Raw genomic sequence first — 19,254 nt, forward strand, 5'->3', positions numbered from 1 at the left:
TGTGTTTCCGAAACCGGTCGCCCGGGTCCGGATAAATCTTTAGCCCTATCAAAGCGCCTTTTGATCTCACTTGGTCAGATCAATGCCCTGATTATCTGCTTCCGCGCACATCTTATCCGAAAACAGTTTCACACTTTTTCGGGATGCGCTTTCAACTGAATGAGACGAATAATGGTGCCACCATAATTCCGCTCTTCATGAACGACGAATCGTTCATCCAGTTCCAGCGATGCTTCTGCTTCCTCTTCAAGCACGATAAGTGCGTCAGGATTAAGCCAACTACCTTCCAGTGCAGATAAAAGAGCCTTTTCCCCCATGCGGCGACCATAAGGTGGATCAGCAAATATCAGATCGAAGGGCTCCATCGTGCCGGCTTCACCAAGTTTGCAGGCATCGCGGCGCAGAACCTTGGTTTGGCCCTGAAGACCGAAAGCTTCGATATTCTGGCGAAGAAGGCCGCGACCTTCCGCAGATTCTTCAACGAAAACCGCATAGCGGGCACCCCGAGAAAGAGCTTCAAGCCCGAGCGCGCCCGTCCCCGCGAAGAGATCCAGCACGCGACCGCCATCCACCTTATCGGGAAAGCTGTGCGCAAGAATATTGAAAAGGCTTTCGCGCGTGCGATCCGTCGTTGGACGGATCGCATTTGTTGCAGGAGTTACGAGCGCGCGCCCGCGGAATTTACCGCCGACGATCCGCACCACTGCCCCCTGGCTTGCCACCGCGTGGCTTTCCATCGCCGGATCGGCCGTTGCTCGGCTTACCGCCCGAACCGCCGCGATCCGGACCCTTGCCAAAGCCTCCCGGACCCTTCGATGGGCCGCGACCTTCGCCAGAACGTGGTCCACTGCTGCGTGGGCCACGATCAGCGTTTCCACCACCAAAACGGCCTTCACCGCGCGGAGCTGAAGGCTTGCCGAAGCTGCGACCTTCATAACCACCCGATGATCTTTCACCGCCTTCAGCCTTCAACTCGGCGCGCTCGCGCTTGCCCGGACGGCGTTCCTGCTTCCGATCATCGCGGCCTTCCGGACGTGGACCGCGACCCTCTGGCCGGCCCTCGGAACGACCTTCATAACGGCGCGGACGATCCTCGCGACCTTCTTCGCGGCGCTGATCACCATCGCCGAAACGGCGTGGACGCTGCTGGAAATCACCTTCACCACGCGGGGAACGGCTTGCCGGACGTCCTTCCGAACGACCCGCGGGCCTGTCGGAACGTCCTTCTGAACGGCCCTCAAAGCGGCGCGGACGATCTTCACGGCCTTCATCACGACGCTGATCACCATCCTCGAAACGACGTGGACGAGACTTGAAATCGCCTTCAGACCGGCTTGCGCGTTCGCCGCGAGCCGTAGCACGCGCAGCTTTTTCTGCCGCAGCTTTTTCGCCTTGCGGACGTGCGCCGGATGCCATCCAGACATTCACACCACCACGACGACGCGGTTCAACCTTGTCTTCTTTCTTTTCCGGACGCTTGCGACGCTCCGGCTGGCTCGAAATCCATTCACGCTCGCGTGGCTGACGGCGATATTCGCCTTCCTGCTCACGCGGCTCGCGCTGCTCCATTTCGCGCGCAGTGCGGCCCTGAACAACGGTGTTGGAAAATTCGTTCAGAACTGGCGCATCGAAATCTGCGCCGGATTCTTCCACAAGCTTTTCACCCAGCTGATCGCGCAGAATGCGGCCGCGAATTTCACGCACACCACCTTCTTCAAGATCGCCAAGCTGGAAAGGACCAAATGAAACACGGATCAGGCGTCCAACGGTAAGGCCCAATGCGCCGAGAATGTTCTTAACTTCGCGGTTCTTGCCTTCGCGCAGACCAATCGAAATCCAGACATTCGCGCCCTGCTCACGCTCAAGCGTCGCTTCAATGCTGCCATAGAAGACGCCATCTACGGCGATGCCGTTTTTCAGCTCGTCGAGCTGCGCTTGCGTGACCTTGCCATGAGCGCGGACGCGATAGCGACGCAGCCAGCCGGTCGACGGCAGTTCCAGAACGCGCGACAGACCACCATCATTGGTGAGCAGCAACAAGCCTTCGGTGTTGATATCGAGACGGCCAACAGAAAGCACACGTGGCATTTCGGCAGGCAGCGCTTCAAATACGGTCGGGCGGCCTTCAGGGTCACGGTTGGTGGTCACAAGGCCAGCAGGCTTGTGATAAAGCCACAGACGCGTGCGCTCAGCCTGCTTCAACTGCTTGCCATCGACTGTGATAACATCCGTGCGCTTTACGTTGATCGCAGGTGTATCGAGAACCTTGCCGTTCACCGAGATACGGCCTGCTGCAATCATGGTTTCGGCTTCGCGGCGCGAAGCAATACCGGCACGCGCCAAGCGCTTGGCGATGCGTTCGCCGCTATCTTCACCATCCTGCGTGTCGCGCGATCCAAATTTGCGCGGCGCACCGCGTTCATCGTCACGGCGAGGCCGATCATCGCGGGACTTGCCATCGCGAAAATTATCGTCGCGGGGGCCGGAGCGTCGCTCGCCGCGTTCGCCACGGGTACCGTTTGGGCGGTCACCGCGGGGGCGATCACCGCGGCCTTCGCCACGTCCATGCGGGGGACGTCGACCGCCCTTGTTGTCGTCTTCTGTGCTCATCTGGTATTGGCCTTTCAGCAGCGCCGCCGTGTCGTCTTTCGCCCCTTTGAAACTGGGAAAGAGCTGTCCGGTCAAAAACGCCGTATAAATCCGTTCGTAAATCGGTTTTGATTTCGTGACTTATGCAGTAACAAATCGCTCATAAGCTTGCGAGCGAAATTTCCCTGTCTTGGCCATGAAATGAGGTTGGCTTGAAAAAGGTTGCAGATATTTCACCCCCAATTATGGCAAATCCAATGCAGATCGCACTGGAAGAGGCCAAATCTGCAGCTCTGCGCGGAGAGGTGCCGATTGGCGCAGTCATCGTGCATGACGGAGAAATTATCGCCCGCGCTGGCAACCGAACCCGCGAATTGAACGACGTCACTGCCCATGCGGAAGTGCTTGCAATCCGACATGCGGGCGAATTTCTCAAATCAGAACGCCTGCCCGATTGCGATCTTTACGTAACGCTTGAGCCTTGCGCGATGTGCTCGGCAGCAATTTCCTTCGCTCGCATTCGACGGCTTTATTACGGCGCGGCCGATCCGAAGGGCGGCGGCGTTGAATATGGGCCACGCTTTTACACGCAGCCCACATGCCATCATGTACCTGATGTTTATGCGGGATTTTCCGAAGAAGAATCCCAGAAACTGCTCAGGGCGTTTTTTCGCGAGAAGCGATAGCCCGGCTCAGATATAGCATTTCCAGCAAAAGTGCGAAGCGGTTTTGCGTCGGATAATGCGTAAAAACAAACAGTTACAGTGGTTCCAACGATTCATTTCTAACTGGAACCGCTGTAACAGCCCGGTGGCCAGTCATATGACGCAGCGTATTATCGCGCAGCGCAAAATGATGCACCAGTGCCATGAACACATGACCAACGATTACAGCGAGCAAAACCCAACCCAAAAGACCGTGCGCCGCATTGCCCGGAGCGGTCAGTGCCACATTCTGCACACCTGTCTGCTCGAATATCTGAATGCCGAATGCAGAAAAGCCGCGGCCACTTCCGTAACTGCGCAAGAGTGCAAGCGCCGGAACGGCGAACATAAGCACATAGATCGCCAAATGCCCCAAACCCGCAAGCTTACCCATTGCACCTGCTTTATGCGGGCGCCTTGAAAAATTCAGCAATCCCCATACACCGCGCAACAACACCAGTATCAGCAGTGAGAAGCCAATTGTGTAATGCGCAGACCAGAAGAAACTATAGGGCGCACTGTCCTTCACAAGAATACGCAGTATGGCAGATATGAACTGCCACAGGAAAAGGACGGCCATGAGCCAGTGAAACATACGACTGATGACGCCGTAACCATTGGGGCCATCCCAAATCTGATTTGTGTTGTGCATTACTGTACCTTACATCCCGAAAAGTAGTAGGATACGCTCTGCCAGAATGGTTTCGTTGATTGAAATCAAATATTGTTTAGAATAGCGAACATTAAAAATATTTAATATTTGGAATTGAACATAACAAAACAAAGTCATTTTGATGACAAACCCCAAAACAAATAACAAAAAGAAAGGCGGAAGATTTTCTCTTCCGGCTTTCTAATTTTTGAAAAATTATACTATATTATTAATTCCAAGGAAGCAGATCGCGCCAGCTTTTGCCACCACCACCAGCAGCTTTCTTACGCTCGCGTTCTTTCTGCGACTCATCCTGGCCCATTTCACCTACAGCTGCGGTCGAAGCTGGCTGACGATAAGCAAGCGGCGGCTCGCTCAGATAGCGGCGTGTCGTTGAAGAGCCTTGCGTCTGCGCTTCACGCTGCTTCTTCAGCTCAGCAACCCTTGCTGGATCAAATGTTGGCGTACGGGATTCATAATCTTCACGACGGCTGTTACCGCTTGGAAGCGAAGCGCGAAGATTATTGGCAACCGCTACGTCCTGCTCAACAGGCGAAACGAAGTTCGGGTTGTCACGATTTGCGGTGATTTCATCACGCAGACGCTTACGGCGCTGCTCTGGTGATTCTGGCCACGAAGGATCGCCTGCGCTTGCAACGCTTTCCTGCGGAGCAGGCAGCGCACCCTTTTCACCCTGTGCAGGACGCACAAGATCAGGACGCGGCTTGTAATCGATCCGATCTTTTTTCTTGCCCTGACCGAAGCTAGCCATGTTCGACACGTCGTCGAGAAGCTGCGCACTCGCCGTTTTGTCGGTTCCGTAGGTCGGCGACGATACACATCCAGACAGTGCGAGACCCGCAACCGCCGTCATCAATACCAGAACTCGTCCTTCAATCTTCATTAGCGCCACTTCTTTTACGCCTGTCGATTTTCTTTTCATCAAAGGCTTCTATTTCACCCTTGCCGCAAGAAACCGGCAACTCCAAGGCAGATTGCAAGTTTATCTCAAGGAGAGCCTTGTACATGAGAGCATCTCTACGGGCAATCGCGATATTAACCGCTATTTCACCATGCTCTCACTTATCAAGGCAAGCCCTGCAGTGAAAAAAGCCCAGGCGCGCGATGCGTCCGGGCTTTGATTATTATGCCGAAAGCCGTCCAAGCGCCTTCAATTCATGCAGCGCAGCCGCATCACGAGCCGAGACTTCCGGGAATTCCGCGTCCGAACCGACATCGGTGGTGTAACGCCAGGAACGAGCGCACTTTTCACCTTCCGCACGAACAGGAACAACCGCAACACCCTTCACATCATCAAGTGTGAAAGCTTCAGCGGGTGCTGCAGCATCCGTAAGCGCGATGCCGCTGGTGATGCAGATTTCAGCGAAATCCAGACCTTCAAGCGAATCGGCAAGGCCTTTGTCAGTGATGTGGACGACCGGAGCTGCTTCCAGCGAAGAACCGATGCGCTTGTCTGCGCGTTCCAGTTCCAGCGCGCCCGTAACAACGCGGCGGACATTGCGGACCTTGCGCCACTTTTCAGCAAGCACATCATCGCGCCATTCAGCAGGCGTCTTGCGGAACTGCTCCAGATGCACCGAAGCCGATTCCGGATAACGATCAAGCCAGGCCTCTTCCGTGGTGAAAGGCAGCATTGGCGCAAGCCAGGTGGTTACGCGAACGAAGATTTCACGCACCGTCTGAAGGGCGGCCTTGCGGCGAACACTCGACGGCGCATCACAGTAGAGCGCATCCTTGCGGATATCGAAGTAGAAGGCCGAGAGTTCGACGTTCATGAAGTCGATCAATGCGCGGGCGATGCGCTTAAAGTCAAACGCGTCGTAACCCGAGCGCACAACCTCATCGAGTTCGGCCAGACGATGCAGCATCAGACGTTCGAGTTCCGGCAGATCGGCGTGAGGCAGCGTTTCGCCTTCGTCATGGGCAAGCGTGCCAAGCATCCAGCGGATCGTGTTACGCAGCTTGCGATAAGCGTCGATATTGGTCTGGATGATATTTTTGCCCAGACGCTGATCTTCCCAATAGTCAGTGGTCATGACCCAAAGACGCAGAATATCGGCGCCCGAATCCTTGATCACATCCTGTGGTGTGACAGTGTTGCCGAGCGATTTCGACATCTTCTTACCGTTCTCATCCATGGTGAAACCATGGGTGACGACGGCATTGTAAGGCGCGCGGCCACGCGTTCCGCAGCTTTCCAGCAGTGACGAGTGGAACCAGCCGCGATGCTGGTCAGAGCCTTCGAGATAAACATCGGCAGGCCACTTCATGTCCGGACGATCTTCAAGCGTGAAGGTATGAGTCGAACCCGAATCGAACCAGACGTCTAGAATGTCGCGAACCTGCGTCCAACCCTCGTTTGCGCGGCTACCGAGGAAGCGTTCACGCGCACCTTCAGCAAACCATGCATCAGCGCCTTCTGCCTCGAAAGCTTCGAGAATGCGCTTGTTGACGGCATCGTCCTGCAGGATGTTGCCTTCTTCATCAGCAAACACGCAGATCGGCACGCCCCAGGCGCGCTGACGCGAAAGCACCCAGTCCGGGCGGCCTTCGATCATCGAGCGCAGACGGGTTTGACCTGCAGCTGGAACGAAGCGGGTTTCCTCGATGGCCTTGAGCGAGCGCGAGCGCAGCGTGGTGCCATCGCCGAGGTTCTTGTCCATATAGACAAACCACTGCGGCGTGTTGCGGAAGATAACCGGCTTCTTCGAGCGCCATGAATGCGGATAGGAATGCTTCAGACGACCGCGTGCAAAAAGTTTGTCATGCGCGATGAGCTGCTTGATGACAGCCTCGTTTGCGTCACCCTTCTTGCCGTTATCATCGATAACACGCGCTGCACCGCCGTCGCGATCTGGACCGAAGCCCGGCGCATCCTTGGTGTAGTAACCGTCATCGCCAACCGGGAAAGGAATGCTCGGATCGATGCCGCGCGCTTCCAGCTCGCGGGCATTGTCCATCCACGCTTCAAAGTCCTCGCGACCATGGCTAGGTGCTGTGTGCACAAAGCCCGTACCGGCATCGTCAGTGACGTGATCGCCGGAAACCAGCGGCACGACAAACTCATATCCCCCGCCGAAGCCCTTGAGCGGGTGGGAAAGCACGTTCTTTGCAAGTTCTTCGCCCGACACGTCGCGCAGACGCTTGAACTCAAGCTTTGCCTTCTTGGCGCATTCTTCAGAAAGCTTGTCAGCAAAGACGAGCTTTTCGCCAGGCTGAGGACCAAAATCGTTCTCGGCAGCGACAACTTCGTACAGACCATAAGCAACGCGCGAGGAATAAGCCACCGCACGGTTGCCCGGAATGGTCCAAGGGGTTGTCGTCCAGATAACAACAGAAGCACCGGCAAGATCGCCTGCACCAGCTACCGGGAACTTGACCCAGATCATATCCGACTCAATGTCGTGATATTCGACTTCGGCTTCAGCCAATGCCGTGCGTTCGACAACCGACCACATGACCGGCTTCGAGCCGCGATAAAGCTGGCCGCTTGCCGCAAACTTCAGGAGTTCGCCCGCGATCCGCGCTTCCGCATGGAAGTTCATGGTCGTGTATGGGTTTTCAAAATCGCCGCAGATTGCAAGACGCTTGAACTCTTCCGACTGAACCTTGATCCAGCCAGCCGCGAACTCACGGCATTCCTTGCGGAATTCGTTGATTGCGACTTCGTCCTTGTTCTTGCCCTGTGCACGGTATTTTTCTTCGATCTTCCACTCGATAGGCAGGCCATGGCAATCCCAGCCCGGAACATAGTTCGAGTTGAAACCCCGCATCTGGAACGAACGGGTGATGACGTCCTTGAGGATCTTGTTCAGCGCATGTCCGATATGGATATTGCCGTTTGCGTAAGGAGGGCCGTCATGCAGCACGTAAAGCGGGCGGTCTTTTGCGTCTTCGCGCAGCTTTTTATAGAGGTTCATTTCCTCCCAGCGCTGCACGAAAAGCGGCTCGCGCTGCGGCAGGCCTGCGCGCATCGGGAATTCGGTCTGCGGCAGATTGAGGGTTTTGGAATAATCGATCTTGTCGGTCATTTTACGCTTGCCTGTCATTCCCGCATGTTTTGATACGAGGGGAATATGCTTTGAACGTTCAGGAGGCTGCCAAACGCAGCCGGGAAAACTCAGGAGGCTGCGAGGCACAGCCGGTCGCTCCCGGACCTTCCTGCCATGCGCCGCTTAAAAGCGGCGCCATCAAGGCTTAGAGGAAGGCCGGGCCAATAATTCGTATAGCCGTGCCGATGTGCCGAAAATCCGTCATCATGGGCACGCTTTTAGCAATGACCTTCACAGGAATAAAGAGGCAGGGCGCAATAAACTTGCAGCCCTGCCTCCGAAAACTTTACAGATTGACCGGATTTTATCAGTCGAGCGAGAAATCGAAACGATAGGTCGCGGATACGCCAACCATAAACTGGTTCGGCGAACCGTGCTGCTTCACGATGCTCGAATCCTTTGCCGGACCCTGAAGACGGCTATATTCGCCAAACAGGCTTGTATCGATCTTGTCGGTTGCCTTCCAGGTGATGGCACCGCCAACACCGACCGACTCCCAACCGCCGCCCGGACGATATTCCTTCACACCCGATGCAACAGCTTCTTCAGCCGTCACGCCGTAATAGGTCTTGAAGTAATCCTTGGAAGCGAAGGTCGCACGCGGACCAGCCGAAACGCGGACCACAGGCGTCACGTCATAGAACGCATCGGCAGCAACATCAGCCACAACGCCCTTATGCGCGCGGATACCATGGCGCACTTCACCACGGACACGCAGCCAGTCAGTCGGATAGACATCAACAAAACCACCGGCTTCACCGCCGAATTTGGTTTCATGAAGACCATCAATCTTGGTGTCGCGCTCAAACATCAGCTTGCCGACAGCACCAACGCGGAAGCGATCCTGATCTATGAATGCAAAAGAGACATTGTCATTGCGCGACGAAAAACGCTCTGCCTCACCCTGACGGCCAAGCGAAATCAGCGGCTGTGCTGAAAACTTATACTTGTTGGAACCTTCGAACTTCGGAGCAACCAGACCAGCGGCACCCACCTTGAGATACCAGTCGCCAGACCAGAAATACTTGCGAGCCGGCTTGGCTGGTTCTGCAGCATAAACGTCTGTCTGCTGCATATCTGCAGCAACGGCCGAGAACGAACCCACGAACAATGCGGCGCCTGCAATAAAGGCAAGGGAGATACGCGTCACATGAAACTCCGATAAACAGCGCCCCGGAAACTTTAGGGGTATTTAACACTGTTTGAACGGAATATGTAAAATTAAACTTAAATCCTAAGTAGAAATCACTACAGGTTTTTCGCAATATGACTCTCAGAAGTGGAAATCCACTGTGAGAGAGCTCCGTCCCAATGGCTAAGCTGGAAAGGACAGAAGACGATCCAGTGCGGATATCGGTTGTGCTCCCGCCAGAATCGCACGCGCTTCTTCTTCATCCCGTTTCATCTGAACGATCAGCGGATCGAGGCCGTCGAACTTAATTTCACCGCGCAGATACCCAAAGAAAGAAACTTCAGCGACTTCGCCATAAAGGTCGCCGGAAAAATCAAAGACAAAGGTTTCGAGCAATGGCTTGCCATCACTGTCGACAGTGGGGCGACGGCCAAAACTTGCGACACCGTCATGCAAACTGCCATCCGCCCTGCGGAAGCGCACAGCATAAATGCCGTGTTTCATGCTCACATGGTCATCGATTGTCATATTGGCGGTTGGAAAGCCAAGTGTACGACCAAGCTTTTTGCCGTGAATAACTTCACCGCTGACACGATAGCGATAGCCGAGAAGACCTGCGGCTTCAGCAACTTCGCCCTCGCACAGCAGCGCTCGAATGCGCGTGGAGGAAACAACATTTCCTCCCTCGTCGCTGAATGCATCCACCAGAGAAACGCTGAAGCCCGATGATTTTCCGGCTTCAACGAGGAATTCCGGTGTGCCACGGCGTCCCTTGCCGAAATGGAAGTCATACCCCGTGACAACGCAGTTGGCGTGTAATCGCTCGACCAAGATATTGCGCACGAAATCTTCGGCCGATTGCGCAGAAAAATCTGCCGTGAACGGCTGCTCGACCACAGCGTTGAAACCCATAAGCCGAAGAATCTCGGCCTTTTCGACGGCATCGGTCAGGCGCTCGACAGGCTCGTTTGGCTTGAAGAAGCTGCGCGGATGCGGCTCAAAAGTCAGAACAACCGCAGGCAACCCATCCCGCTCGGCAATTTCCAGCGCACGCTCCAGCACGGCCTGATGGCCACGATGGACACCATCAAAATTGCCGATCGCCACAACGCAATTACGCAATGTGAGCGGCAATGCATCCGTTCCGGAAAGGCGCTGAAAAGCAGGTTTTTTCATGGTCGAAGCAGATTCTCGAAGCGGATGTTAGACGAGTGCGTAAAGCGAGGCGATTGGCGCATGGCCATGCTTTTGCAGGAATGCATTCATTCTGTCGAAGTCAACATTCCCGTCAGCAGCGTAATCCGCTGCATGGACACCACCGGAAATATAGAGCACATCGAGGCCGTAATCAGCGGCCCCCTTCACGTCGGTCAACACGCCGTCGCCTATACCGAGGATACGGGACTTTTCAACAGGTGCGCCACGAATTTCTTCAACCGCCTTTGAAGCAGCTTCATAGATCGGACGATGCGGCTTGCCTGCAATCAGCGTGCGACCGCCAAGCTGACCGTAATCACGCGCCAGCGCGCCAGCACACCAGATCAGGCGCGGACCGCGCTCGACCATGATATCCGGGTTTGCACAGATGAAAGGCAGATTGCGCGAACGGAGGCGTTGCAGCAGTTCGACGTAGTTTTCTGGCGTCTCGGTTTCATCGTCATAAAGACCGGTACAGACAACGCCCGAAGCTTCGAACTCTTCAACCAGCTCGACATCCAGACCTTCATAAATCGCCAGCTCACGTTCGCTGCCGATATGAAAAACCTTGCGCGGACCTTCAATAATGAGATCACGAGTCACATCGCCGGAGGTGACGACGCGGTCATAGGCATCTTCCGGTACACCGAGCAATGTCATCTGTGCAATAACGCTGCCGAACGGACGTGGCGCATTGGTTACGAGAATAACCGTTATACCCTTGGCGCGTGCGCGCTTCAAAGCCGCGACGGCAGGCGCAAATGCAACTTCGCCATTGTGCAATACACCCCAGACATCACAGAAGATCGCATCATATCCGTCCGTCAGATCGTCTAGGCGCTCAGGCAGTTTCATCACTATCCTCTAGTATGCTGGTCCGGCCTATACCGGTAAAATAAGGAGCCCGACCGTGCTATTATCAAGCAAATAGTCGACTTTGGTGAAGATGCGTCTCAGGCATCCTGCGGTTTCCTCTACAAGAATGAGCCTGATCTGTCACCACGCTTGAGCCAGTCTGCGTCCAAATGGACGCCCGGATGAACGCATTGTGTTCCAACGATTAGGTCTTTCTGCCGATCAGACGCCGTTAACCAAGCCTGCCATTTCCTGAACATAACCAGCCTAAGGTGCTTATTTTCCTGCCCGCCTTGCCAGTCACCTGTATAGTCCCCACATTCCGGGCAACAGCACGCCCATGCCTTTGGCGGCCTTATATGCAGAATTTATTTTCTGCTCTGTCAAAAAACGGCAACGATCCTTGACAAAGAATAGGGCCGGTTCTATCTCTTTGGCACGTTAGCACTCGGACAGACGGAGTGCTAACAAGCGCGGATCGGCTCGATCCGTTAACAGGGTTCAACGTCTATAACACCAAGGGTTATACCATGGCTGATATCAAGTTCCGCCCGCTTCATGACCGCGTCGTCGTTCGTCGCGTTGAATCGGAAGCTAAGACCGCTGGCGGGATCATCATCCCTGACACCGCTAAAGAAAAGCCACAGGAAGGCGAAATCGTCGCTGTTGGCGCTGGCGCTCGTGACGAAGCAGGCAAGCTGATCGCTCTCGAAGTTAAGGCTGGCGACAAGGTTCTGTTCGGCAAGTGGTCGGGCACAGAAGTCAAGATCGGCGGCGAAGACCTGCTGATCATGAAAGAATCCGACATTTTGGGCATCGTTGGCTAATTTTTCCGGCTCGCGCCGGTATCGGCGAAGCCAGAGATTAGTTTCCGCCTGAATTTCAATTCACCATAATCTGACCGGGACATTTCCCAGGAGAGTAAAATGGCTGCAAAAGACGTAAAGTTCGGTCGCACTGCGCGCGAAAAGATGCTGCGCGGCGTCGATATCCTCGCTGACGCTGTTAAGGTAACGCTCGGCCCAAAGGGTCGTAACGTTGTTATCGACAAGTCCTTCGGCGCTCCGCGCATCACCAAGGACGGCGTATCGGTCGCCAAGGAAATCGAACTCGAAGACAAGTTCGAAAACATGGGCGCACAGATGTTGCGCGAAGTTGCTTCGAAGACCAACGACACTGCTGGTGACGGCACGACCACTGCGACCGTTCTCGGTCAGGCTATCGTTCAGGAAGGCGCAAAAGCTGTTGCTGCCGGCATGAACCCGATGGACCTGAAGCGCGGTATCGACTTGGCTGTGACTGAAGTTGTTGCAAACCTTCTCGGCAAGGCCAAGAAGATCAACACTTCGGAAGAAGTTGCTCAGGTTGGCACCATTTCCGCTAACGGCGAAGCCGAAATCGGCAAGATGATCGCTGAAGCGATGCAGAAAGTCGGCAACGAAGGCGTGATCACGGTTGAAGAAGCCAAGACCGCTGAAACCGAACTCGAAGTCGTTGAAGGCATGCAGTTCGACCGCGGCTACCTGTCGCCATACTTCGTCACCAACCCAGACAAGATGGTTGCTGATCTCGAAGACGCATACATCCTTCTGCACGAAAAGAAGCTTTCGAACCTCCAGGCTCTTCTGCCAGTGCTCGAAGCTGTTGTTCAGACCTCAAAGCCACTCGTCATCATCGCTGAAGACGTTGAAGGCGAAGCTCTCGCAACGCTCGTTGTCAACAAGCTGCGTGGCGGTCTGAAGATTGCTGCTGTTAAGGCTCCTGGCTTCGGCGATCGCCGCAAGGCAATGCTCGAAGACATCGCGATCCTCACCGGCGGTCAGGTTATCTCCGAAGACCTCGGCATCAAGCTTGAAACCGTTACGCTCGACATGCTCGGCCGTGCGAAGAAAGTTTCGATCACCAAGGAAAACACCACGATCGTTGACGGTGCAGGCCAGAAGGCTGAAATCGACGCGCGCGTTTCGCAGATCAAGCAGCAGGTTGAAGAAACCACTTCTGACTACGACCGCGAAAAGCTTCAGGAACGCCTTGCCAAGCTCGCTGGTGGCGTTGCCGTAATCCGCGTTGGCGGTGCAACGGAAATCGAAGTTAAGGAAAAGAAGGACCGCGTTGACGACGCCCTGAACGCAACCCGCGCTGCGGTTGAAGAAGGTATCGTTGCTGGTGGTGGTACCGCTCTGCTCCGCGCTTCGTCGCAGATCGTTGCAAAGGGTGCAAACCCTGACCAGGAAGCTGGCATCAACATCGTTCGTCGCGCTCTGCAGGCTCCTGCTCGCCAGATCACGACCAATGCTGGTGAAGAAGCTTCGGTTATCGTTGGCAAGATCCTTGAAAACGGCTCGGACACCTATGGCTACAACACTGCCAATGGAGAATTCGGCGACCTGATCAAGGCTGGCGTTGTTGACCCGGTTAAGGTTGTTCGTACCGCTCTGCAGAACGCAGCATCGGTTGCTGGTCTCCTGATCACCACCGAAGCCATGATCGCTGAACTGCCTAAGAAGGATGCAGCTCCTGCTGGCATGCCTGGCGGCATGGGCGGCATGGGCGGCATGGATTTCTAAGAAATCCATCCGAGTATTGCGCAGCACAGGCGACTTCGCCTGTGCGACCGCGACAATACGGCTTGTAAAAGAAAAACCTTCGGTCTTGTCCGGAGGTTTTTTTATGCCTGTTTTAAAACTCAGCACTTCTTCACACAGTAAGTGATGAGCAAGATTTAAGGTATAAAATTGGGAGAAAAGCAATATTGGATTGCTTTTCTTACATTGTGTAACTCTTTGTGATTTATAGAAAATTTACCTATCGCGGGCTTTACTAAGGAAGCTGCGGTTATTTTAGCATTTTCTGATTTACATTCTGCAGTTTTCATGGTCAATCGCTATCGATACGAGATGGACTTCCTGTTTGCCCCCGCACTTTGGAAGTCCTGTCTCAGGCAACAGGAAAGGCAGGCGCGAGCCTGCCTTTCCACTTTTGCACTATAGGCTTATCGACCGCTCATTCCGCAGCTTCAGCCTTACTATAGTCGCGGCCCGACGCACGCGCGTCATAACGCGCCCGCGCCATCATAACCTGCGCCTCATTGGCAATTGCCCACTCCCCCAAACCTCGGACCGGCTTGAGAAGATCGCGCCCCATTTCCGTCAGTTCATATTCCACTTTCGGCGGAATTGTCGGGAAAACAGTTCTGGATACAAACCCGTCGCGCTCGAGATTGCGCAGCGTCGTCGTCAGCATTTTCTGTGAAATACCATCAACTGTGCGGCGGATCTCATTAAATCGCATTGGACCATTGCCAAGATAACTCACAACCAAAACCGTCCACTTATCGCCAACGCGCGACAAAATATCGGTCACAGCCCTGCAAGCACTGGTTTCCTTGAAGTCACCGGGTTTCATAAAAGTGCCTCCTTGCGCCTTATCCAGTCACCGGTATAGCGTTAGTCTCCATTGGTTACCACGAAAAAGGATATATCTATGAGCAAGCTAAAAGTTGCAGTGATCGTCGGCAGCACCCGTGAACAGCGTTTCTCACCAGTATCGGCGGAATGGATTGCGAAGGTCGCAGCCGCACGCCCTGAATTCACTGTCGAAATCCTCGATCTGGCCGATTATCCAATGGGCTTTTATGGCGACACAGCAACCACCACCGCACAGGCGGAGACCGCCGACAAGTGGAAAACCAAGCTTCGCGAGTTTGACGCCTATATCCTGACTGCTGCCGAATATAACCATGCGCCAACAGCGGTTCTGAAAAACGCTATCGACTATGGTGACTGGATTCAGAAGCCAATCGGCTTTGTCGGCCATGGCGGCGTTGGCGGTGCACGCGCTGTCGAACAGCTGCGGATGATCGCAGTTGAGATGTCATCCATGTCGGTCAAGACTGGCGTCCATATTCTGTTCCCGGACTACCTTGCAGTCGTCAAGAAAGAGAACACGCTAGATGATTTCCCACATCTGGCGGAAGCTGCCAAGAACATGCTGGACCAGCTGGTATGGTGGGGCCATGCCTTGAAAGCCGCACGCCTCGGCTAATCGTTCGCGACGAGCCGCGGAACTTCGCAAACGCTGGGGAACCGCGGCTTGTCGCACCGCTTTTCCGCCCTATGATTATTTGAACTGATAATGGGATGGATAATCATATGCGCAAAGAACTGCCGATAGCCACTGCACCGAAAGACGGACGCAAAGTCACTGTGGTCTGGATCGATGATGACGATCAGCGCAATGAATCGGTTGGCCAATATCGTTCGCTCGATAAGCTGAAAGCCGGTGGTGGTGATTGGGATGAAACTGACACCGGCTGGTGGATATTCACCGATAGCAAAACCCAGCAAAAGGTTGAGCCGACCGGATGGATTTCAGAAACCGACGACGGCGATGACGACAACGAGGATAACTAAACCTGGAACGCTTATTGCGCTCGATAAAATTTGACTTTTATATTCATATTTTATCAAATGATTGAGAGCTAGGGCTTTGCTGTGCAAGCATTCCATAGCCAATAATCCAGCAATGCTGTTATTCTCGATTCTACGGGCGGGCATTTCTCCCGCCTGAAACAAGCCGGAGACTGAAGATGACTGCCACGCGTACCGAAACAGATACTTTCGGACCGATTGATGTTGCCGCCGACCGTTACTGGGGCGCGCAAACACAGCGTTCTTTGCAAAACTTCAAGATCGGCGGGGAGCGTATGCCCTTGCCTCTGGTTCATGCATTGGGCGTCGTCAAGCGCGCAGCAGCTGAAACCAATATTGCTCTCGGCAAGCTTGATCCGGTTCTGGGACAGGTCATCGCCGTTGCTGCATCCGAGGTGATTGAAGGCAAGCTCGACGATCATTTCCCGCTTGTTGTCTGGCAGACGGGCTCTGGCACGCAGTCAAATATGAATGCCAATGAGGTTATTTCCAACCGCGCGATTGAGCTTCTGGGCGGCGAACTTGGCTCGAAAAAGCCGGTGCATCCGAATGACCACGTCAATATGGCCCAGTCGTCGAATGACACTTTCCCGACTGCAATCCATATCGCAACGGCAGTTGAAACTGTTCAACGCCTCTATCCTGCTCTGGCACACCTCACCAAAGCGCTCAAGGATAAGGAAGTAGCGTTCGAGCACATTATCAAGATTGGCCGCACGCATACGCAGGATGCGACGCCGGTTACGCTTGGGCAGGAATTCTCCGGCTATCGCGCAGCGCTGGAATATGCGCGCCATCGCATTGAACAGTCGCTTGCTGACGTGTTCCTGCTGGCACAGGGCGGCACGGCGGTTGGTACGGGTCTCAACGCGCCAAAAGGCTTCGATACCGGCTTTGCCGATGCCGTGAGCGAAATCACTGGCCTCAGCTTCAAAACCGCGCCAAACAAGTTTGAGGCGCTTGCAAGTCACGGTGCGCTTGCAAACTTCCATGGCAGCCTCAACGCGCTCGCCGCTGATCTTTTCAAAATCGCCAACGACATTCGCTTCCTTGGCTCGGGTCCACGTTCTGGTCTTGGCGAGTTGTCGCTGCCGGAAAATGAACCCGGCTCGTCGATCATGCCGGGCAAGGTTAATCCGACGCAGGCTGAAGCTCTGACCATGGTGGCAACACAGGTCTTCGGCAATCAGACCACGGTAACCGTTGCTGCAAGCCAGGGACATTTTGAGCTTAATGTCTTCAAGCCGGTCATTGCCTATAATGTACTGCAGTCAATCCGCATCTTAAGCGATGCCATGGTCTCATTTGCAGACAATTGCGTGGAAGGCATTGAAGCCAACGAAGACCGCATCAAGGATCTTCTCGAGCGCTCACTGATGCTCGTAACCGCTTTGGCGCCCGCTATCGGCTACGACAATGCTGCCAAGATCGCAAAGACCGCACATAAGAACGGCACGACCTTGCGCGAAGAAGCATTGAAGAGCGGCCATGTCTCTGAGGAAGATTATGACCGGCTTGTGCGTGCAGAAAAAATGATCGCTCCAGATTGATTGTGCGCAATTAGTGAACAAACTGTCGAGCAATATCTATCTTTTCTTGACAGTGTAGAGTAGGTATTGGGTTGCTCAGTTTAATTGGAGATTCCCCTGATGTCGTCTATCACTCCTCAGAGCAACGGCCTGGCCACGCTCGTCGCACGCGTCTTTCTTTCGATCCTGTTCATTCTCGCTGGCTTCAGCAAGCTGACTGCAATTTCCGGCACAGCCGGTTACTTTGCAGGCCTCGGCCTTCCGGTTCCAACTGTAACCGCCGTTCTGGTTGGTCTGGTTGAGTTCGTCGGCGGCCTCGCCATTCTCGTTGGTTTCCAGACCCGTATTGCTGCTGCAATCGTGGCTCTGTTCACCATCGGCGCAACGCTTGTCGCGCACATGAACTTTGCTGAAGGCATGAACGCACTGATGGCACAGAAGAACCTCGCTATCGCTGGCGGTCTGATCCTTCTCGCCCTGCAGGGTGCAGGTTCGATCTCAATCGACGCAAAGCGCGGCTAATTCCCGCTCTAATGCCTGACTTTGAAAAGCCGTGCTTTATCAGCACGGCTTTTTTTACTATCCGCTTTATCCAGACACAGAACTGTTACTTAGAGCTCGCAAAGATTGCACCGCACGATCTTGTAAGATATTGCAACCGCCTATTTTAATTTTGGAAAGACATATCGTCCTCCCAGACGTGTCTCATAACTTAGCTTGTAGAGAAAAAATGGCCGTTTCACCCGCAACGAACAGTCAGCCTCGAGCTGATGCCCATACGGGCAACAATTACAGCTTTGCACTTGCCAGCCTCACCATGCTCTTCTTCATGTGGGGCTTCATCACTTGTCTCAACGACATCCTGATCCCGCATCTTAAAGGCGTCTTTCAGCTCAACTACTTCCAGTCGATGCTGATCCAGTTCTGCTTCTTTGGTGCTTACTTCATCGTCTCGCTACCTGCTGGCGCACTTGTCAAACGCATCTCCTATAAATGGGGCATCGTAACCGGTCTGGTGATTGCAGCCATCGGCTGTGCGCTGTTCATTCCGGCTGCATCCTATCGCGTTTACGAACTGTTTCTCGGTGCACTTTTCGTGCTGGCTTCTGGCGTCACCATTCTTCAGGTGGCGGCAAATCCCTATGTCACCATTCTGGGTGCGCCTGAAACAGCAGCCAGCCGTTTGACACTGACACAGGCTTTCAACTCGCTCGGCACAACCGTCGCGCCGTCATTTGGTGCACTCCTGATCCTGTCCGCAGCAACCAGTGATGCTGCAAGCTCTGCGCAAGCGGATGCGGTTCAGTTTCCTTATCTTCTTCTGGCGCTGGCTTTCGCGGTTCTCGCAATCGTTTTTGCAATCCTGAAACTCCCGGATGTTCAGGAAGAAGAAACAGCGGTTCTCACAAAGGAAGATGGTTCAGCCTGGCAGTATCGCCATCTGGTCTTGGGCTCGATCGGCCTGTTCGTTTATGTCGGCGCTGAGGTCAGTGTTGGCAGCTTCCTCGTCAACTTCCTCAACGATCCAAATGTTGCAGGCTTAGCTGAATCTGAGGCCGCGCACTACGTTTCCTACTTCTGGGGCGGCGCCATGCTCGGGCGCTTCATCGGTGCAGCTGCCATGCGTTATATCGATGACGGCAAGGCGCTGGCTTTCAATGCGCTCATGGCCATTATTCTGCTGCTCATCACCGTTGCCACCACAGGTCATGTTGCCATGTGGTCGGTTCTGGCAATCGGCCTGTTCAACTCGATCATGTTCCCGACGATCTTCAGTCTGGCTCTGCATGGTCTTGGCAAGCATACCAGTCAGGGTTCGGGCATTCTGTGTCTGGCCATTGTGGGTGGCGCGATCATCCCGCTTATTCAGGGTGCTCTCGCAGATAAAGTGGGCATTCATCTGGCATTCCTGATGCCGATCATCTGCTACATCTACATCGCCTATTACGGCTTGATTGGCAGCAAGCCTAAAATCTAGAGCGCATCCCGAAAATTGCGAAGCGGTTTTCGGGACAAGATGCGCGTAAAACAAATATTTAGGGCGTTTTCTTCGATTCAATCAAAACTGAAACGCTCTGAATACAAAAAAGCCG

Annotated in this window: 17 protein-coding genes; 8 read left to right on the top strand and 9 right to left on the bottom strand. The window is 54.3% G+C overall.

All coding sequences use genetic code 11. From position 1 onward, the window contains the following. Positions 1–128 precede the first annotated feature (128 nt). Together rsmD and ABWV94_RS07730 are read right to left on the bottom strand one after the other, a co-directional pair. Entirely contained in the window at positions 129–701 is a 573-nt protein-coding gene (gene rsmD / locus ABWV94_RS07725; protein ID WP_353413521.1) for a 16S rRNA (guanine(966)-N(2))-methyltransferase RsmD, read from the bottom strand. Continuing rightward, positions 682–2,610, bottom strand: a complete 1,929-nt coding sequence (locus tag ABWV94_RS07730; protein ID WP_353412990.1) for a pseudouridine synthase — start codon at positions 2,608–2,610, stop codon at positions 682–684. The genes rsmD and ABWV94_RS07730 overlap by 20 nt, the downstream gene beginning before the upstream one ends. A 224-nt stretch (positions 2,611–2,834) precedes the next feature. Here ABWV94_RS07730 and ABWV94_RS07735 point away from each other — a divergent pair, with 224 nt between their 5' ends. After that, positions 2,835–3,275, top strand: a complete 441-nt coding sequence (locus tag ABWV94_RS07735; protein WP_502905165.1) for a nucleoside deaminase — start codon at positions 2,835–2,837, stop codon at positions 3,273–3,275. A 73-nt stretch (positions 3,276–3,348) separates the two neighbouring features. Here the strand turns inward: ABWV94_RS07735 and ABWV94_RS07740 are convergent, their stop codons facing one another. The 6 genes from ABWV94_RS07740 to ABWV94_RS07765 form a co-directional block, all read right to left on the bottom strand. After that, the gene (locus tag ABWV94_RS07740) at positions 3,349–3,945 is read right to left on the bottom strand and encodes a cytochrome b (RefSeq protein ID WP_079213502.1); all 597 of its coding nucleotides are present in this window, start codon (positions 3,943–3,945) and stop codon (positions 3,349–3,351) included. 229 nt (positions 3,946–4,174) lie between these two features. Next, complete coding sequence (locus ABWV94_RS07745) at positions 4,175–4,849, bottom strand: hypothetical protein (RefSeq protein WP_007878067.1); 675 nt, start codon at positions 4,847–4,849, stop codon at positions 4,175–4,177. Between the two features lie 241 nt (positions 4,850–5,090). Continuing rightward, positions 5,091–7,997, bottom strand: coding sequence for an isoleucine--tRNA ligase (ileS, locus tag ABWV94_RS07750; RefSeq protein WP_353412995.1), 2,907 nt, complete (start codon positions 7,995–7,997; stop codon positions 5,091–5,093). Between the two features lie 328 nt (positions 7,998–8,325). Beyond that, on the bottom strand, positions 8,326–9,168 hold the full coding sequence (locus ABWV94_RS07755) for a MipA/OmpV family protein (protein WP_502905155.1): 843 nt from the start codon (positions 9,166–9,168) through the stop codon (positions 8,326–8,328). Positions 9,169–9,333: 165 nt separating this feature from the next. Next, the gene (locus ABWV94_RS07760; protein ID WP_353412997.1) at positions 9,334–10,326 is read right to left on the bottom strand and encodes a bifunctional riboflavin kinase/FAD synthetase; all 993 of its coding nucleotides are present in this window, start codon (positions 10,324–10,326) and stop codon (positions 9,334–9,336) included. Positions 10,327–10,353: 27 nt separating this feature from the next. Beyond that, positions 10,354–11,202 carry a TIGR01459 family HAD-type hydrolase gene (locus tag ABWV94_RS07765; protein WP_353412999.1) on the bottom strand — a complete coding sequence of 283 codons (849 nt, stop codon included), beginning with the start codon at positions 11,200–11,202 and terminating at the stop codon, positions 10,354–10,356. A 530-nt stretch (positions 11,203–11,732) separates the two neighbouring features. Between ABWV94_RS07765 and groES the strand changes: the two genes are divergently transcribed. Continuing rightward, complete coding sequence (gene groES / locus ABWV94_RS07770) at positions 11,733–12,029, top strand: co-chaperone GroES (protein ID WP_006472506.1); 297 nt, start codon at positions 11,733–11,735, stop codon at positions 12,027–12,029. 99 nt (positions 12,030–12,128) lie between these two features. Further along, positions 12,129–13,769 (top strand): chaperonin GroEL, encoded by a 1,641-nt coding sequence (gene groL, locus ABWV94_RS07775; RefSeq protein WP_007878053.1) that lies wholly within the window; start codon positions 12,129–12,131, stop codon positions 13,767–13,769. Positions 13,770–14,205: 436 nt separating this feature from the next. Here the strand turns inward: groL and ABWV94_RS07780 are convergent, their stop codons facing one another. Continuing rightward, positions 14,206–14,607 (bottom strand): winged helix-turn-helix transcriptional regulator, encoded by a 402-nt coding sequence (locus tag ABWV94_RS07780; protein ID WP_079213498.1) that lies wholly within the window; start codon positions 14,605–14,607, stop codon positions 14,206–14,208. 78 nt (positions 14,608–14,685) lie between these two features. Here ABWV94_RS07780 and ABWV94_RS07785 point away from each other — a divergent pair, with 78 nt between their 5' ends. The 5 genes from ABWV94_RS07785 (at position 14,686) to ABWV94_RS07805 (ending at position 19,139) form a co-directional block, all read left to right on the top strand. Then, entirely contained in the window at positions 14,686–15,246 is a 561-nt protein-coding gene (locus tag ABWV94_RS07785) for an NADPH-dependent FMN reductase (RefSeq protein ID WP_007878049.1), read from the top strand. Positions 15,247–15,353: 107 nt separating this feature from the next. Beyond that, positions 15,354–15,614 carry a hypothetical protein gene (locus ABWV94_RS07790; RefSeq protein WP_007878045.1) on the top strand — a complete coding sequence of 87 codons (261 nt, stop codon included), beginning with the start codon at positions 15,354–15,356 and terminating at the stop codon, positions 15,612–15,614. 176 nt (positions 15,615–15,790) lie between these two features. After that, a complete protein-coding gene (fumC, locus tag ABWV94_RS07795; protein WP_007878044.1) occupies positions 15,791–17,182 on the top strand; it encodes a class II fumarate hydratase in 1,392 nt (463 codons plus the stop codon). 99 nt (positions 17,183–17,281) lie between these two features. Further along, positions 17,282–17,683 carry a DoxX family protein gene (locus ABWV94_RS07800; RefSeq protein ID WP_064321157.1) on the top strand — a complete coding sequence of 134 codons (402 nt, stop codon included), beginning with the start codon at positions 17,282–17,284 and terminating at the stop codon, positions 17,681–17,683. 208 nt (positions 17,684–17,891) lie between these two features. Then, positions 17,892–19,139 (top strand): sugar MFS transporter, encoded by a 1,248-nt coding sequence (locus tag ABWV94_RS07805; RefSeq protein WP_064321158.1) that lies wholly within the window; start codon positions 17,892–17,894, stop codon positions 19,137–19,139. Positions 19,140–19,254: the final 115 nt, after the last annotated feature.

The organism is Brucella sp. NBRC 12953 (assembly GCF_040369775.1).
Classification (GTDB): domain Bacteria; phylum Pseudomonadota; class Alphaproteobacteria; order Rhizobiales; family Rhizobiaceae; genus Brucella; species Brucella pseudogrignonensis.

Coding starts and splice junctions, on each gene's coding strand:
- groES (WP_006472506.1), top strand. CDS start 11,733: ATGGCTGATATCAAGTTCCGCCCGCTTCATGACCGCGTCGTCGTTCGT.
- ABWV94_RS07735 (WP_502905165.1), top strand. CDS start 2,835: ATGGCAAATCCAATGCAGATCGCACTGGAAGAGGCCAAATCTGCAGCT.
- ABWV94_RS07740 (WP_079213502.1), bottom strand. CDS start 3,945: ATGCACAACACAAATCAGATTTGGGATGGCCCCAATGGTTACGGCGTC.
- groL (WP_007878053.1), top strand. CDS start 12,129: ATGGCTGCAAAAGACGTAAAGTTCGGTCGCACTGCGCGCGAAAAGATG.
- ABWV94_RS07790 (WP_007878045.1), top strand. CDS start 15,354: ATGCGCAAAGAACTGCCGATAGCCACTGCACCGAAAGACGGACGCAAA.
- ABWV94_RS07765 (WP_353412999.1), bottom strand. CDS start 11,202: ATGAAACTGCCTGAGCGCCTAGACGATCTGACGGACGGATATGATGCG.
- ABWV94_RS07760 (WP_353412997.1), bottom strand. CDS start 10,326: ATGAAAAAACCTGCTTTTCAGCGCCTTTCCGGAACGGATGCATTGCCG.
- ABWV94_RS07730 (WP_353412990.1), bottom strand. CDS start 2,610: ATGAGCACAGAAGACGACAACAAGGGCGGTCGACGTCCCCCGCATGGA.
- fumC (WP_007878044.1), top strand. CDS start 15,791: ATGACTGCCACGCGTACCGAAACAGATACTTTCGGACCGATTGATGTT.
- ABWV94_RS07785 (WP_007878049.1), top strand. CDS start 14,686: ATGAGCAAGCTAAAAGTTGCAGTGATCGTCGGCAGCACCCGTGAACAG.
- ABWV94_RS07745 (WP_007878067.1), bottom strand. CDS start 4,849: ATGAAGATTGAAGGACGAGTTCTGGTATTGATGACGGCGGTTGCGGGT.
- ileS (WP_353412995.1), bottom strand. CDS start 7,997: ATGACCGACAAGATCGATTATTCCAAAACCCTCAATCTGCCGCAGACC.
- ABWV94_RS07800 (WP_064321157.1), top strand. CDS start 17,282: ATGTCGTCTATCACTCCTCAGAGCAACGGCCTGGCCACGCTCGTCGCA.
- ABWV94_RS07780 (WP_079213498.1), bottom strand. CDS start 14,607: ATGAAACCCGGTGACTTCAAGGAAACCAGTGCTTGCAGGGCTGTGACC.
- ABWV94_RS07805 (WP_064321158.1), top strand. CDS start 17,892: ATGGCCGTTTCACCCGCAACGAACAGTCAGCCTCGAGCTGATGCCCAT.